9 protein-coding genes and 1 pseudogene are annotated in these 14,517 nt (G+C 65.0%); 1 reads left to right on the top strand and 9 read right to left on the bottom strand.

The features are described from left to right. Window positions 1–14: 14 nt before the first annotated feature. From ACPPVR_RS06315 to ACPPVR_RS06275, 9 genes and pseudogenes are all read right to left on the bottom strand, one after another. Window positions 15–608, bottom strand: a complete 594-nt coding sequence (locus tag ACPPVR_RS06315) for a GNAT family N-acetyltransferase (RefSeq protein ID WP_426613386.1) — start codon at window positions 606–608, stop codon at window positions 15–17. Between the two features lie 113 nt (window positions 609–721). Further along, window positions 722–3,169, bottom strand: a pseudogene (locus ACPPVR_RS06310) (penicillin acylase family protein). 47 nt (window positions 3,170–3,216) lie between these two features. Then, window positions 3,217–4,719, bottom strand: coding sequence for a glycerol kinase GlpK (gene glpK / locus ACPPVR_RS06305; protein ID WP_426613385.1), 1,503 nt, complete (start codon window positions 4,717–4,719; stop codon window positions 3,217–3,219). A gap of 172 nt (window positions 4,720–4,891) precedes the next feature. Continuing rightward, window positions 4,892–5,665 carry an SDR family NAD(P)-dependent oxidoreductase gene (locus ACPPVR_RS06300; RefSeq protein WP_426613384.1) on the bottom strand — a complete coding sequence of 258 codons (774 nt, stop codon included), beginning with the start codon at window positions 5,663–5,665 and terminating at the stop codon, window positions 4,892–4,894. Window positions 5,666–5,789: 124 nt separating this feature from the next. Continuing rightward, window positions 5,790–6,932, bottom strand: coding sequence for a pimeloyl-CoA dehydrogenase small subunit (pimD, locus tag ACPPVR_RS06295; protein WP_426613383.1), 1,143 nt, complete (start codon window positions 6,930–6,932; stop codon window positions 5,790–5,792). 140 nt (window positions 6,933–7,072) lie between these two features. After that, window positions 7,073–8,263, bottom strand: a complete 1,191-nt coding sequence (gene pimC / locus ACPPVR_RS06290; protein ID WP_426613382.1) for a pimeloyl-CoA dehydrogenase large subunit — start codon at window positions 8,261–8,263, stop codon at window positions 7,073–7,075. Between the two features lie 46 nt (window positions 8,264–8,309). After that, window positions 8,310–9,497, bottom strand: coding sequence for an acetyl-CoA C-acyltransferase (locus ACPPVR_RS06285; RefSeq protein WP_426613381.1), 1,188 nt, complete (start codon window positions 9,495–9,497; stop codon window positions 8,310–8,312). Continuing rightward, window positions 9,494–11,176: a dicarboxylate--CoA ligase PimA gene (pimA, locus tag ACPPVR_RS06280; protein ID WP_426613380.1), complete on the bottom strand. Its 1,683-nt coding sequence runs from the start codon at window positions 11,174–11,176 to the stop codon at window positions 9,494–9,496. The genes ACPPVR_RS06285 and pimA overlap by 4 nt, the downstream gene beginning before the upstream one ends. Before the next feature lie 216 nt (window positions 11,177–11,392). Beyond that, on the bottom strand, window positions 11,393–13,489 hold the full coding sequence (locus tag ACPPVR_RS06275) for a 3-hydroxyacyl-CoA dehydrogenase NAD-binding domain-containing protein (RefSeq protein ID WP_426613379.1): 2,097 nt from the start codon (window positions 13,487–13,489) through the stop codon (window positions 11,393–11,395). Between the two features lie 130 nt (window positions 13,490–13,619). Here ACPPVR_RS06275 and ACPPVR_RS06270 point away from each other — a divergent pair, with 130 nt between their 5' ends. Beyond that, window positions 13,620–14,486 carry an IclR family transcriptional regulator gene (locus ACPPVR_RS06270; RefSeq protein ID WP_426613378.1) on the top strand — a complete coding sequence of 289 codons (867 nt, stop codon included), beginning with the start codon at window positions 13,620–13,622 and terminating at the stop codon, window positions 14,484–14,486. Window positions 14,487–14,517: the final 31 nt, after the last annotated feature.

Raw genomic sequence — 14,517 nt, 5'->3', positions numbered from 1 at the left:
GGGGCGGCCGCGCCCTATTCGATAACAGGCACATGCTTCGCCGCCGCCCGCGACAGCGTGCCATCGAGGCGCGGATCGTCGGCGATCTCGATCTGGCGGCGGAACGGGCGGAAGCCGGAGCGCTGATAGAACGCCACGGCTGACGGATGATCGAAGGTGCAGGTGTGCACCCAGACACGGCGCACGTCGCGTGACCATGCGCGCTCCAGCGCGCGGTTCATCAGGAAGCGGGCGCCGCCGGTGCCGATCAGGTTTGCGGTGACGCCGAAATAGACCAGCTCGCCCTGGCCGGGCTCGCGAAAGTCCAGCTCGAGCAGGCCTTCGTCGCGGCCGTCCACGACGAGTGCGTAGATCTCTATCCCGGCTGAGTGGATGATCGCGGCAAGCTCCGCATCAAGCATGCGCAGCCGCGAGAACCACAGCCATTCCTCGCCGACGCGGCGGTGGAGATCGCGGTACCAGTCGAGCGCAGGCGCATCGACCTTGCGCAGGGTCCACGCGACCGGCGGATCGTCACGATGCGAGGGGCGCGCTGTCATCTCGAGATGGGTGACAACGGCGGCGATCTTGCCGGCCGGGATGTCGGAGTAGCCGTCGGGGAGGGTCATGGGGGGGTCCTATGGAGCCGAGCGCGAGCCACATATTCTACGTCGTCCCGGCCTAGTGCGCACTTGCGCACGGGGGCCGCGACGACAGCGTGTTTGTGGATGCGCCGCCCCGCTTACCTCGGCGTCAGCGTGATGGCTTCCGCGGTCGCGGCTTCCACGGCGGAGAGGCTGTAGAGCAGCGGGACGTATTGGCCGGTGGCCCAGAGCGGGGCGAGGTCGCGGTAGTGGCCGCTGAAGGGATCGCCGGATTGGCCCGGCGTGTTGATGGTGCGGCTCGCATCCCAATTGCCGACGTCGAGCACCATGCGGAACGAGGCGCCCGCGGTGAGCTGATAGTCCGAGCGGCGGTAGGTGGCGGCGCGTGGCACGTTGGCGGCGCCGCCGTAAGCGAGCGGGCCCACCGACAATTGCGCCGCGGTGGCCTTGTCGGCGAGCGGCATCAGCGCGTGATCGAACTTTGCGACGTGCAGCCGGCCCCAACGCCAGGCGGACGCGTCAGGGCCGAGCTTGCTGGCGACATCGGCAACAGCAGCCCCCAGGCTCTCGCGCAAAATCTGGTCGCGCCCGGCAGCGGGATCGGAGCCGAACGACGCATCAGGAGATTCCAGCGCGGCGACGAGCGCCGAAATGCTGGACGCCTCGGGCGCGATCAGCTCGGCGGCCTTGGGCGCCGTGGTCTTCAGCAGCACCGGCCCCAGATGATTTGATATCCAGACCTCGAACAAGGCCGCCCCAGCGCTGTCGGCGGCGTCGCGCGCGTCCCATGGCTTGAGCAGATCAAGCCCCTGCTTCACGTTGGCGTCGTCGGACGACAGCGGCTGCAACAGCTTGACCAGCCGGCGCCCCAGCATCGTGGTGTCGTCGTTCTGCAAATCCATGGCGTCGGCGAGCGTCACCTTGGTGTTGGCGCCGAGCACTTCGGTGATGCGCTGCCAGCGGGCGCTGTCGGACCATTCGAAGCCGACCTTGCGTTCGTTAATCGGATAATCGGGCGGCAGGTTCATGTGGTTGGCGGTAGCGAAAAAGCCTTGCTTGGGCTGATAGGATTTCGGCAGCTCGTCGAGCGAGAGGAAACCTTGCCACTCATAACGGCCGTCGCCGGGCACCGGCATCAGGCCGTCGAAATTGACGCGGCGCGGCGTCTTGCCGGCGGCGACCCAGCCGATATTGCCCTTGGTGTCGGCATAGACCTGGTTCTCCGAGGGCGCGCCCCAGCGCCGCATCGCGGCGAGGAAACCGGTCCAGTCCTTCGCGGTCATGTAGTCCGACGAGCCGAAATAGGCGGAGGTGCCGGGCTCGAACCAGATCGAGCGCACCGCGAAGGCGCGCTTGTTCGCATCGTCGACGAAGATGACGGGACCGTGCCGGGTGAATTTTAGCTCGATGTCGCGATCGGCCTCGCCCTTGACCTGCTCGGTCTCGTGGACGACGCGCATGTCTTCCCAGCCATTGCCGTAGCGGTACTGGTTGGGATTTTACGGATTGAGTTCGTAGACGTAGAGGTCTTCCTGGTCGACGTTGAAGATGGTGAGGCCGAAGGCGATGGTGCCGTTGTGGCCGATCGAGATGCCGGGCAGTGCCGGCTCGCCGGCGCCGATCACGGAGATGCCGGGCGCATTGAGGCCGACGATGTAGCGCAGCGAGGGCACGGTGTGCTCGCGATGCGGATCATTGGCGAGGATCGGCCGCCCGGTCGCGGTGCGCGAGGCCGCGATCACCCAATTGTTGGAGCCGATGGTGTCGCGCTGCTGGTCAGCCTCGGTGAGATATTTGTCCGGATCATGCGCGAGCGCGGCCTGGCGATCTTTCGGCGCCGCGAAGGCGACAGGGCGCGTGGCGAGATCGTAGGCTGCAAGCACGCCCTTGGGCACGCTGCAGGGATCGAGACCCTCGGGGATTTTCGTCGTCCAGGCAGGCTCCAGCTTGACGCGAAAACGATCGGCATCGAGACCGGCCGTACAGGCGACCAGCGAGCGCTTGACCTCGGAGGCGACGTTGCGCGTCAGGCCGTGGCTGCGGATGCGGACGACGTCATCCGCCGTCCATGCATCCGGCATCGTGCCGGCGATCCTGAACTCGATCGGCAAGGGGCGCTTGCCCGCGCGCACATCGGCGACATAGGCGTTGACGCCCGCGACGAACGCGTCCGCATAGGTCTTCGCCTTGGGGCCGTAAGCCGCCCACTCCGCAGTCATGTCGCCGCGATAGAGGAACAGCCGCAGCGCCTTGTCCTGCTCCGCATAGGCAGAACCAAAATCCTTGGCGAGCAGGCCGAGGCCGCGCTTGCGCCAGAGGTCGATCTGCCAGAGCCGGTCGCGCGCGGCATTGAAACCTTGCAGGAAGAACAGGTCGTGCTCATTGCCGGCATAGATATGCGGGATGCCCCAGACATCGACCAGGATCTGGGCGGGGGCGTTGAGACCGGCGACGTCGGTCTTGACCTGCCGTGCGCTTCCGAGCGGGTTCGCCTTCTCGCGCGCGATCGCGGTCGAAGTGAGCAGCGCGGCACAGATCGCAGCGCCGAAGAGTTTTTGGATGACCCGGTTGAAATCCGCGTTCATTGTCGTTTCTCCCGTTGTTGTTGATTGGGGCGCGTCGTGCGCGCCCGCTATTCGCCCTCGTCGCTCGCCAGCACGCCCTTCACCGCCTTCGCCCAGCCGGCGAGCTTTCGATCGCGCGTGGCCTGGCTCATGTTCGGCTTGAACCGGTGCTCCAGGCGCCAATTGTCGGCGAATTTTGTCGGCTCGGGATACACACCTGCCTGGAGGCCGGCGAGGTAGGCGGCGCCGAGCGCGGTCGTCTCCTGGATCACGGGGCGATCGACCGGCGCGTCGAGGAGATCGGCGAGGCGCTGCATGGTCCAGTCCGACGCGGTCATACCGCCGTCGACGCGCAGCACGACGCTGGCGGTTTCCGAGCTCGGCCAGTCGGCGCGCATCGCGGCCCAGAGATCGAAGGTCTGATAGCAGACGCTTTCAAGCGCGGCGTGCGCAAGCTCGGCCGGCCCGGTGTTGCGGGTGAGGCCGAACAGCGCACCGCGCACGCGCGGATTCCAGTAGGGCGCGCCCATGCCGACGAAGGCCGGCACCAGATAGACGCTCTGCATCGAGTCGGACTGGTCGGCAAGCGGCCCGGTCTCGGCGGCGTGCTTGATGATGCCGAGGCCGTCGCGCAGCCATTGCACGGCTGAGCCCGCCACGAAGATCGAGCCTTCGAGCGCGTAGGTGCGTTTTCCCCCAAGCTGATAGGCGATGGTGGTGAGCAGCTTGTTCTTCGAGGCCACCGGCGTGGTGCCGGTGTTGAGCAGCGCAAAGCAGCCGGTGCCGTAGGTCGACTTCATCATGCCCGGACGGAAGCAGGCTTGGCCGATGGTAGCGGCCTGCTGGTCGCCGGCGATGCCGGAGATCGCAATCGTGCCGCCGAACAGATCCGGCGTGCTTTCGCCGAAATGGGCAGAGGAGTCCTTCACCTCGGGCAGCATCGAGCGCGGCACGCCGATGATCTCCAGGAGCTCGTCGTCCCACTGGCCGGTATGGATGTTGAACAGCAGCGTGCGCGAGGCGTTGGTGGCGTCGGTGGCGTGCACCTTGCCGCCGGTGAGGCGCCACAGCAGATAGCAATCGACGGTGCCGAACATCAGCTCGCCGCGCGCAGCGCGTCCCCGCGCGCCGGGGACATGATCGAGGATCCAGGCCACCTTGGTGCCGGAGAAATAGGGATCGATGATCAGGCCGGTCTTCTGCGAGATCACGGGCTCGCGGCCGTCGGCTTTCAGCTTGGCACAGATATCGGCGGTGCGGCGGTCCTGCCAGACGATGGCGCGGTGCACGGCCTGGCCCGTGGCGCGATCCCACACCACGGTGGTCTCGCGCTGGTTGGTGATGCCGATCGCGGCGATGTCCTTGGCGGTGATGCCGGCCCGCTCGATCGCATCGCGGCAGACCATCACGGTCGAGGTCCAGATATCCTCGGGCTCGTGCTCGACCCAGCCGGACGCCGGAAAATGCTGCGGAAACTCCTGCTGCGCGCGCGCCGCAATCGAGATGTCGCTGCGAAACACGATGGCGCGCGAGGAGGTGGTGCCCTGATCGATGGCGAGGACGAAAGACATGGAAGCACCCTTGGCGTTTGCTTAACGTTTTCTTGGCGTGTCCCGGCGAGGGGTCATTGTGTCGCGCCAAACAAACGGGATTGCCGCCGAGAGGTCAAGGTGGCTCTCTCTTACCCTCCCCTGGAGGGCAAGAGGAGCGCTGTCGCCGATGCAATTGCAAGTGGTGTCGCGGCTACACCGACGCGGTGGTCACGCCGCCGTCGATCACGATGGTCTGGCCCGTCATGAAGCTCGATGCATCGGAGGCCAGATACGCCACTGCGCCGGCGATTTCGTCGGGTTCGCCGATGCGGCGAAGGGGGGTGGTGGCGGTGCGGCGCTTGAGGTTGGCTTCGTCTTCCCACAGCGCGCGGGCGAAATCGGTCTTGACGAGGCCGGGTGCGATGCAGTTGACGCGCACGCCTTTCGGGCCCCATTCGCCAGCGAGCGAGCGGCACAGCGCGAAGTCGGCGGCTTTCGAAATGCCGTAGGCGCCGATCACGGTCGAACCGCGCAAGCCCCCGATCGAGGAGATGATGACGACGGAGCCGCCGCCGCGCTCGGCCATCTGCGGGATCGCCAGCGCCGAGAGCCAGATGTTGCTCTTGACGTTCGAGCCCATGATCTTGTCGAAGGCCTCGTCAGTGATGTCGAGCAGCGGGCCGTAATACGGGTTCACCGCGGCGTTGCAGACCAGGATGTCGATCTTGCCGTAATGTTTTGTGGCGCCGGCGATCAGCGCCTCGACCTCGGCCTTGCGCGCGATGTTGCATGGGATCACGGTGGCGTCCCCGCCGGCCGCAATGATGCCGTCGGCGACTTCCTTGCAGGCGTCAGCTTTTCGCGACGAGACCACGACCTTGGCGCCGAGCTTTGCCAACAGTTCGGCGGAAGAGCGGCCGATGCCGCGGCTGGAACCGGTGACGACTGCGACTTTGCCGGTGAGATCGAACGGGGTGTTTTTCATTATTGTTGCCTCGATGCGTCAACAGCCTCCGTCATTGCGAGGAGCGAAGCGACAAAGCAATCCAGACTGTCTCAGCGGAAAGATTCTGGATTGCTTCGCTTCGCTCGCAATGACGGTGGAGCTATCAGATCAACCCGCCACCATCCGCGACGCGGCGCTGGTGATAGTCGGTGTCGCCAAAACTGTTCTCGATCATGGTGAGGCGCTTGAAGTAGTGACCGATCTTCGCCTCCATGGTCATGCCGATGCCGCCGTGAAGCTGGATCGCCTGCTGGCCGACGAATTTCAGCGACTTGCCGATCTGCACCTTGGCCGCGGCGATGGCGTTGGCGCGCTCCCTGGCGTCTTCGAATTCGCCCGCCATGGTCGCGAACATCGACATCGAGCGAGCCTGTTCAGCGGCGACGAACATGTCGGAGGCGCGGTGCTGGAGCGACTGGAACGAGCCGATCGCGACGCCGAACTGCTTGCGCGTCTTGATGTACTCGACCGTGGTCTTGAGCGACTCGTCCATCAGGCCGACAGCTTCGGCGCAGAGCGCGACGCGGGCTTCGTCCACCACGCGCTCGATCAGCGCGAGCGAGTCCTCGGGATTGCCGAGCACCGCATCCGCGCCGACCTCGACACCAGTAAAGGTGATGTCGGCGGCGTGGAGGCCGTCCTGCGTCGGGTACGACTTCTTGGTGACGCCCTTGGCACTCGCGGGCACCAGGAACACGCCGATGCCGCTGGTGTCGCGGCGATCGCCCTTGGTGCGGGCGGTCACTACAAGCGTGTCGGCGTTCTCGCCGTTGAGCACGACGAACTTTTCGCCGTCGATGACCCAGCCGTCACCCTTCTTCTTCGCCGTCGTCGCGACGTCGAACAGGTCATAACGCGAGTTCTTCTCGAGCTGGGCAAACGCCAGCGTCTTGCTGCCATCGACGATGCCCGGCACATGCGCGGCCTTCTGCGCGTCGGTGCCGGCATGGCGGAGGAAGCCGCCGCCGATCACGACCGTTGCGAGATAAGGCTCGAGCACCAGCGCCTTGCCGAGCGCTTCCATCACGATCATGGTCTCGACGCCGCCGCCGCCGAAGCCGCCATCGGCCTCCGCGAAGGGCAGGCCAAGCAGGCCCTGCTCGGCAAGCTTGCCCCAGACGGCTTTGCTCCAGCCGCCCTTCTCCTTCATGTACTTCTTGCGGCTCTCGAAATCGTAGGAATCGGTCAGCAGGCCGTCGATGCTGTCCTTGAGGAGCCGCTGCTCCTCGGTCAAATCAAAATCCATGTTCTTAGGTTCCTCGTACCCGGAATTTTTGCTTCGTCATCCCGAGGCGCGCATCGCGCGAGCCCGGGATCCATTTCGCCTCAGCCTGTGCGGCCCGATGGATTCCGGGTTCGCGACTTCGTCGCGCCCCGGAATGACACCTAGAGTCCGAGCACTGCCTTGGCGATGATGTTGCGCTGGATCTCGTTGGAGCCGCCGTAGATCGAGACCTTGCGGTTGTTGAAATAGCTCGGCGCGATCTGGGCGGTCCAGTCCATGGCTTCGTTGGAGCCGTCGTCGCCGTGCACGTCGTAGGGAGCGGCGAACGGGCCGATCACTTCCATCAGCAGCTCGGTGGTGGTCTGCTGGATCTCGGAGCCCTTGATCTTCAGCACCGAGGAGGCCGGATTGGGCTTGCCCTTGCCGTGCTTGCCTTCGTCGGCGACGACGCGCAGCTGCGTCAGCTCGAGCGCCTTCAGCTCGATCTCGCAGGCCGCCAGCTTCTCGCGGAACGCAGCGTCCTGGATGATCGGCTTGCCGCCCGACTCGACCTTGGAGGCGAGATCACGGATGCGGCGCAGCCGCTCCTTGGAGACGCCGACCCGCGCGATGCCGGTGCGCTCATTGCCGAGCAGGAATTTTGCGTAATCCCAGCCCTTGTTCTCCTCGCCGATCAGGTTCTCGTAGGGCACTTCGACGTCGTCGAAGAACACTTCGTTGACCTCGACGCCGCCGTCGATGGTCTGGATGGGGCGCACCGTGACGCCCTTCGACTTCATCGGGAACACGATGAAGGAGATGCCCATCTGCTTCTTCGCATTGTTGTCGGTGCGGCAGAGGCAGAAGATCATGTCGGCGTGCTGGGCCAGCGTGGTCCAGGTCTTCTGGCCGTTGATGATCCACTTGTCGCCCTTGCGCTCGGCCTTGGTCTTGAGCGAAGCAAGATCGGAGCCGGAGCCGGGCTCGGAGAATCCCTGGCACCACCAATCATCGACATTGGCGATGCGCGGCAGATACTGCTTCTTCTGCTCTTCGTTGCCGAAGGTGTAGATGACGGGGCCGACCATGCTGACGCCGAAGGCGAGCGGCTGCGGCGCCGGATAGGACTGCAGCTCTTCGTTGAAGATGTAATGCTGCACGGAGGTCCACCCCGTTCCGCCATATTGCGTCGGCCAGTGGCTGGTGCCCCAGCCCTTCTTGTTGAGGATGCGCCACCACGTCACCATCTCGTCCTTCGAGAGGTGGCGGCCCTCGACCAGCTTGCGCCGCGTATCCGGCGGCACGTTACCGCGGAAGAATGATCGCACTTCCTCGCGAAACGCCTGCTCTTCCTTCGTGAATGCGAGATCCATCGGATCCTCCTGTCAATGTGTGGTCCGGCGAAGGCCGGAACGACGATTACTGCAACACCTCGAAAAGTCCCGCCGCGCCCATGCCGCCGCCGACGCACATGGTGACGACCGCGTACTTGGCCTTGCGGCGGCGGCCTTCGATCAGAGCGTGGCCGGTCAGGCGCGCGCCGGACATGCCGTAGGGATGGCCGACCGCAATCGCACCGCCGTCGACGTTGATCTTGTCGGGGTCGATGCCGAGCTTGTCGCGGCAATAGAGCACCTGCACCGCGAAGGCTTCGTTCAGCTCCCAGAGATCGATGTCGTCGACCTTGAGGCCGTGACGCTTCAAGAGCCGCGGCACGGCGAAGACCGGGCCGATGCCCATCTCGTCCGGCTCGCAGCCGGCGGAGACGAAACCGCGGAAGATGCCGAGCGGCTTGAGGCCGCGCTTGGACGCTTCCTTGTCGCTCATGATCACGGAGGCGCTGGCGCCATCGGAAAGCTGGCTGGCATTGCCGGCGGTGACCGAAAAGCCTTCGCCGCGCACGGCCTTCAGGCCGGCGAGGCCTTCGGCGGTTGTCTCGGGGCGCGGACCCTCGTCCTGCGACAGCGTCACGTCCTTGAACGAGACCTCGCCGGTGGCCTTGTCGGTCACGGCCATTTTGGTGGTGATCGGCGCCAGCTCGTCCTTGAACTTGCCGCCCTGCTGGGCAGCCGCGGTGCGACGCTGGCTCTCCAGCGAATATTCGTCCTGCTTCTCGCGCGAGATGTTGTAGCGCTTGGCGACGATTTCGGCGGTGTCGATCATGGGCATGTAGACCTCGCCCTTGATCTTGAGCAGTGCCGGGTCCTGGGCGTGAAAGCCGTTCATCTTGTCGTTCTGCACGAGGCTGATCGACTCACCGCCGCCGCCGACCGCGATCTCGACGCCGTCAAAGATCACCGAGCGCGCGGCGAGCGCGATCGCCTGGAGGCCCGAGGCGCACTGCCGGTCGATGGTGGTGCCGGCGACGGTGACGGGCAAACCAGCGCGGAGCAGCGCCTTGCGCGCGATATTGCCGCCGGTCGAGCCCTGCTGAAGCGCCGCGCCCATCACGACGTCCTCGATCTCCTTCGGATCGACTTTGGCGCGCGCAACGGCCTCGCCGATGGCGTGGCCGAGCAGTGTCGCGCCCTCGGTGGCGTTGAGCATGCCGCGATAGGCCTTGCCGATCGGGGTGCGGGCGGTGGAAACGATGACGGCGTCGGTCAAGAGCGACCTCCTGATGCGTGTGGAGTGGATTGTGATGGTTTCTGCTGCTGACGCAATTCGTGGCGCGACAGCTTTCCGACCGGCGTGCGCGGCAGGTCTTCGACGAACTCGACCTCTGCCGGCAATTCATGCTTGCCGACCTTGCCGCTGAGCTGCGCGCGCAGTTCGTCGAGCGAGAACGGTTTTGCGTCCGGCTTGAGCTTGATGAAGGCCTTTGCGGCCTCACCACGATACTGGTCGGGAATGCCGAGCACGATCACCTCGTGCACGCCGGGAATGGTGTAGATCGCCTGCTCGATCATCTGCGGATAGACGTTGAAGCCACCGGAGATAATCATGTCCTTCTTGCGGTCGACCAGGAAGAAATAGCCGTCGGTGTCGACATAGCCGATGTCGCCGGTGAGGAAGCGACCGTCGGTAAAGGACTCCGCCGATTCCTTCGGCTTGTTCCAGTAACCCTTGGTGACATTCGGGCCCTTGATGCGGATCTCGCCGACTTCGCCCGATGGCAGCACCTTGGTCGGGTCGTCCAGCGAGACGACGTCGAGCTCGATGCCGGGCAGCATCAGGCCGATCGAGCCCGGCTTGTCGGGGCCAACCGGCGGATGACCGGTGCCGGGCGAGCAGGTCTCGGTCATGCCCCAGCCGCTTTTGAGCTTTTTGCCGATCTTGCGCTCGAAGAAATTCGCGATCTCGACCGGCAGCGGCGCGCCGCCAGAGCCGATGGAATTGAGCGAGGAGAAGTCGCGCTTGTCGAGATCGGGAAGTGCTGCGATCGCGATCCACATCGTCGGCACGCCCGGGAAATAGGTCGCGCGCTTGGTCTCGATGTCGCGCATCACGGCTTCGACATCGAAGCGCTGATGAAGCGAGATCAGATTGCCGCGGCGGAGCGAAGACAGCAGCACGACGGTCAGCGCATAGATATGAAACAGCGGCAGCACGCAGATCACGCGTTCGACGACGTCGCCGCGCGTCGCGCGCGCCGGCTTGCCCCAGACGTCGTAGATAGACACCGCCGAAAAGAGATTGCCGTGCGTGAGCATTGCGCCCTTGGGCAGGCCCGTGGTGCCGCCGGTATATTGCAGCAGCGCGACGTCGTCGGCCGTCATCCGCGGCCATTGCGCGGGCAGCGTGGCACCCTCGACGAAGATCTTGAAGGTCACGATGCGGGGATCGTTCGGAATCGCGGCCTGCGGCGTGCCGACCTTGCCCCAATTGTCGTCCTCGCAGACGACGAGACGGTCGATCAGGCCCTTCTCCAGAAACTTCAGCGCGGTCGGCAGCAGTGCCGCGAGGTTCGAGGTGACCAGCACGCGCGAGCCGGAATCCGAGACCTTGTGCGTCAGCGCGATCTCGCCGTCGAGCGGCGACAGATGCGCGACGCGGGCACCGGCCTTCAGCGCGCCAAAGAAATTGACGGGGTGATCGGGCGAGTTGCCGAGGAACAGCGCGACGGAGGTGTTCTTGCCATAGCCGGCGCGCAGGAAGGCCGCGGCCGCGCGTTCGGCCATCCCGGCGAGCTCGGTGTAGCTGATCGGACGATCGCGGAATTCCAGCGCAGTGCGCGGGCCGTAATCGGCGGCGGCTTGCGCCAAGAGGTCGGGCAGCGTGCCCTGGACGATGGTGTCGTCCCAATGCACGCCCTCAGGATAAAACTGTTCGCCGGGATGGGTCATTTAGGTAGCTACTCTGCGCTGCCTAGGCAGCAATTCCACGTAAGGCGGGCACGGACGGCTGGGCTCCCTTCCCCTCGCGGGGAAGGGTTAGGGGGTGGCCACAAACACTGATCTCGCTCGGGGCTACCCCCCTCCCTGACCCTCCCCCGCAGGGGGGGAGGGAACGCAGAGAGTATTGCCCAGAACGAGTCATCGCGGCCACTGCACCCAATTCGATCACGCCGCTTTCGACGCCGCGGCCAGCGACGCAAACGTCTTGCCTTCTGCCGCGAGCTTCTTCAGCAGCGGTGCGGGCTCGAGGCTCGGATCGTTGGTCTCCTTGGCGTAAAAGGCCAGACGGTCGGCGATGTGCTTGAGGCCGACGGTGTCGGCCCAGAACATCGGGCCGCCGCGGTAGATCGGCCAGCCATAGCCGTAGAGCCAGACCACGTCGATGTCGGACGGGCGCGCCGCGATGCCCTCTTCCAGAATCTTCGCGCCCTCGTTGATCATCGGATACATCATGCGCTCGAGGATCTCGTCGTCGCTGACGACGCGCTTCTTGCGGCCGAGGCGCAGCAGCGTCTCGTCGATCAGCTTCTCGACCTCCGGATCGGGCAGCGCCGAGCGCGAGCCGGCTTCGTACTTGTAGTAGCCCTTGCCGGTCTTCTGGCCGAAGCGGCCGGCTTCGCACAGCGCGTCCGCGATCTCCGACTTGATGCCGCGATCTTTCCGCGAGCGCCAGCCGATGTCGAGGCCGGCGAGATCGCCCATCGCGAACGGCCCCATCGGCATGCCGAATTTTGTCACGACAGCGTCGACCTGCTGGGGCAACGCACCTTCAAACAACAGTTTCTCGGACTGCTTGCCGCGCTGGGCGAGCATGCGGTTGCCGACAAAACCGTCGCAGACGCCGACCACGGCCGGCACCTTCGCGATTTTTCGCGCGATTGTCACGGCAGTCACCAGCGCGTCCGGCGCAGTCTTGTCGGCGCGCACGATCTCGCACAGCTTCATGACGTTGGCAGGCGAGAAGAAATGCATGCCGAGCACGTCCTGCGGACGCTTGGTCGCCTTCGCGATCTCGTCGATGTTCAGGTACGAGGTGTTCGAGGCGAGCACCGCACCCGGCTTGACGTATTGATCGAGCTTGCCGAACACTTCCTTCTTGACCGCCATGGTCTCGAACACGGCTTCGATCACCAGGTCAGCATCCCCGACATTCTCGATGCCGACGACGCCGGTGATCAGCGCCATGCGCTTGGCGGGCGCATCAGCGGGGATGCCGCCGCGCGCCGCGGTCGCCTCCCAGTTCTTCTGCATGATGCCGAGGCCGCGCTTGAGCTGTTCCTCGCCGGTCTCGATCAGGGTGACGGGAACACCGGCATTGGCAAACGACATCGCAATGCCGCCGCCCATGGTGCCGGCGCCGAGGATGGCCACGCGGTTCACGGGACGCGACTTGGTTCCTTCCGGCACGCCTGCGATCTTGGCGGCTTCGCGCTCGGCGAAGAAGGCATAACGCTGCGCCTTGGACTGGTCGCTGGCGACGAGCTTGAGGAAGCCCTCGCGCTCCTTCTTCAGGCCTTCGTCGAACGGCAGATCGATCGCTGCGCCGACGGCGTCGGCCGCCGCGAACGGCGCTTCCAGGCCGCGCGACTTCTTGGTCATGGCGGCAACCGCATTGGTGAAGATCGAGCGGTCCGCCTTGGCCGCCGCGATCTTGGAATCGTCATCGCGCAGGCGGCGCAGCGGACGCTTCTCGGCCAGCAGCTTGCGGACAAAGGCTTCGCCGCCGGAGGCCGGGCCTTCGACGATCTCCTCGATCAGGCCGTTCTTGAGTGCTTCGGCTGCGCCGATCGGGTCACCGCCGACGATCATCTTGACCGCGAGCTCCGGACCGACCGCACGCGGCAGGCGCTGGGTGCCGCCGGCGCCCGGCAGCAGGCCGAGCTTCACCTCGGGCAGTCCGAGCTTTGCCTCTTTCACAGCCACGCGGAAATGGCAGGCGAGCGCGACCTCGAGGCCGCCGCCGAGCGCAGTGCCGTGGATCGCGGCCACGATCGGCTTCGGCGAATTCTCCATTTCGGCCAGCACTTCGTTGAGGCCGGGCGGCTTCGGCGGCTTGCCGAATTCGGTGATGTCGGCTCCGGCAATGAAGGTGCGGCCGGCGCAGGTCAGCACGATGCCCTTGATCGCGGGATCGGCGATTGCGGCCTTGATGCACTCCAGAATACCACCGCGGACTGCGGCACTCAGCGCATTGACCGGAGGGCTGTTGACCGTGACGATCCCGACTTCGTCATGACGCTCAAGCTTGACCACTTCGCTCACGGTGTCCCTCCTTGGTGGGGATGTACTTTTGTTCGATTTCGCGGTGCGGAATTTAATTCCGCATCTTGACGGCAGGGTTATTTTGAAGCACGGACGTTGTCAACGACTCCGCGCAAGAAGCAGATCCGGGATGAAGCGTACAGGAAAGAAGACCGCGACCGATCGGAATTTCGTCGTCGCGCTTTCCCGCGGACTTGATGTATTGCGCGCATTCCACCCCAGCGACGGCCTTCTCGGCAACCAGGAAATCGCGGCGCGCACCAATTTGCCCAAGCCAACCGTCTCGCGGCTGACCTACACGTTGACGAGGCTTGGTTATCTGACACCGGTTCCCCGCTTCGAGAAGTATCAGCTCGCACCGGCCGCAATGGCGCTCGGTTACGCGGCGTTAGCCAATCTCGGCGTTCGGCATTTGTCCGAGCCGTTCCGCGAGGACATGATGCGCGCGACCGGTGGCGCCGTCGCGATCGGCGGCCGCGACCGACACAGCATGATCTATTTCGGCCAGAGCCGCGGCAGCGAGACGGTTGGCGTTCAACTTGACGTCGGCTCCCGTGTGCCGATTGCAACCAGCGCGATGGGCCGTGCCTATTTCTGGTCGCTGGGTGAAGACGACCGCGCCGAACTGTCGCGCGTCCTGCGCGAACATTACGGCAGCCGCTGGCCGAAGATGCGCGACGGGCTGGAGCGTTCCGGCGAGACCGTCGCAAAATACGGCTTTGCGATTTCGGTCGGCGACTGGCACGACGACATCGGCGCCGCCGGCGTCGCGCTCAAGCTCAACGACGGAACCGGGCCCTATGCGTTCAATTGTGGCGCACCTGCATTCCGCTTCACGGAAGAGCATTTGATCAACGACATTGGACCGCGTCTGCTTGCGATGGTAAGGAACATCGAAGCGGCACTCGGGGGACTGGTGCCGCAATCCAAAAAAGAAGTCAGCAAAAAGCTGAAATCAGGAGGAAAAGTTGCGCGTGTGGCCGAGGGATTCAGATAGCCTTTGTCATTGCCGGGAGCGGTTCGCATCG

Source organism: Bradyrhizobium sp. McL0616, assembly GCF_049993385.1.
Taxonomy (GTDB): Bacteria; Pseudomonadota; Alphaproteobacteria; order Rhizobiales; family Xanthobacteraceae; genus Bradyrhizobium.
Note: the sequence above shows the minus strand (reverse complement) of the source record. Positions and strands in the feature narration are given on the sequence as shown.

Bases quoted from the DNA above. Each gene is read 5' to 3' on its own strand.
- ACPPVR_RS06315 (WP_426613386.1), bottom strand. From the start codon at position 608: ATGACCCTCCCCGACGGCTACTCCGACATCCCGGCCGGCAAGATCGCC.
- glpK (WP_426613385.1), bottom strand. From the start codon at position 4,719: ATGTCTTTCGTCCTCGCCATCGATCAGGGCACCACCTCCTCGCGCGCC.
- ACPPVR_RS06300 (WP_426613384.1), bottom strand. From the start codon at position 5,665: ATGAAAAACACCCCGTTCGATCTCACCGGCAAAGTCGCAGTCGTCACC.
- pimD (WP_426613383.1), bottom strand. From the start codon at position 6,932: ATGGATTTTGATTTGACCGAGGAGCAGCGGCTCCTCAAGGACAGCATC.
- pimC (WP_426613382.1), bottom strand. From the start codon at position 8,263: ATGGATCTCGCATTCACGAAGGAAGAGCAGGCGTTTCGCGAGGAAGTG.
- pimA (WP_426613380.1), bottom strand. From the start codon at position 11,176: ATGACCCATCCCGGCGAACAGTTTTATCCTGAGGGCGTGCATTGGGAC.
- ACPPVR_RS06270 (WP_426613378.1), top strand. From the start codon at position 13,620: ATGAAGCGTACAGGAAAGAAGACCGCGACCGATCGGAATTTCGTCGTC.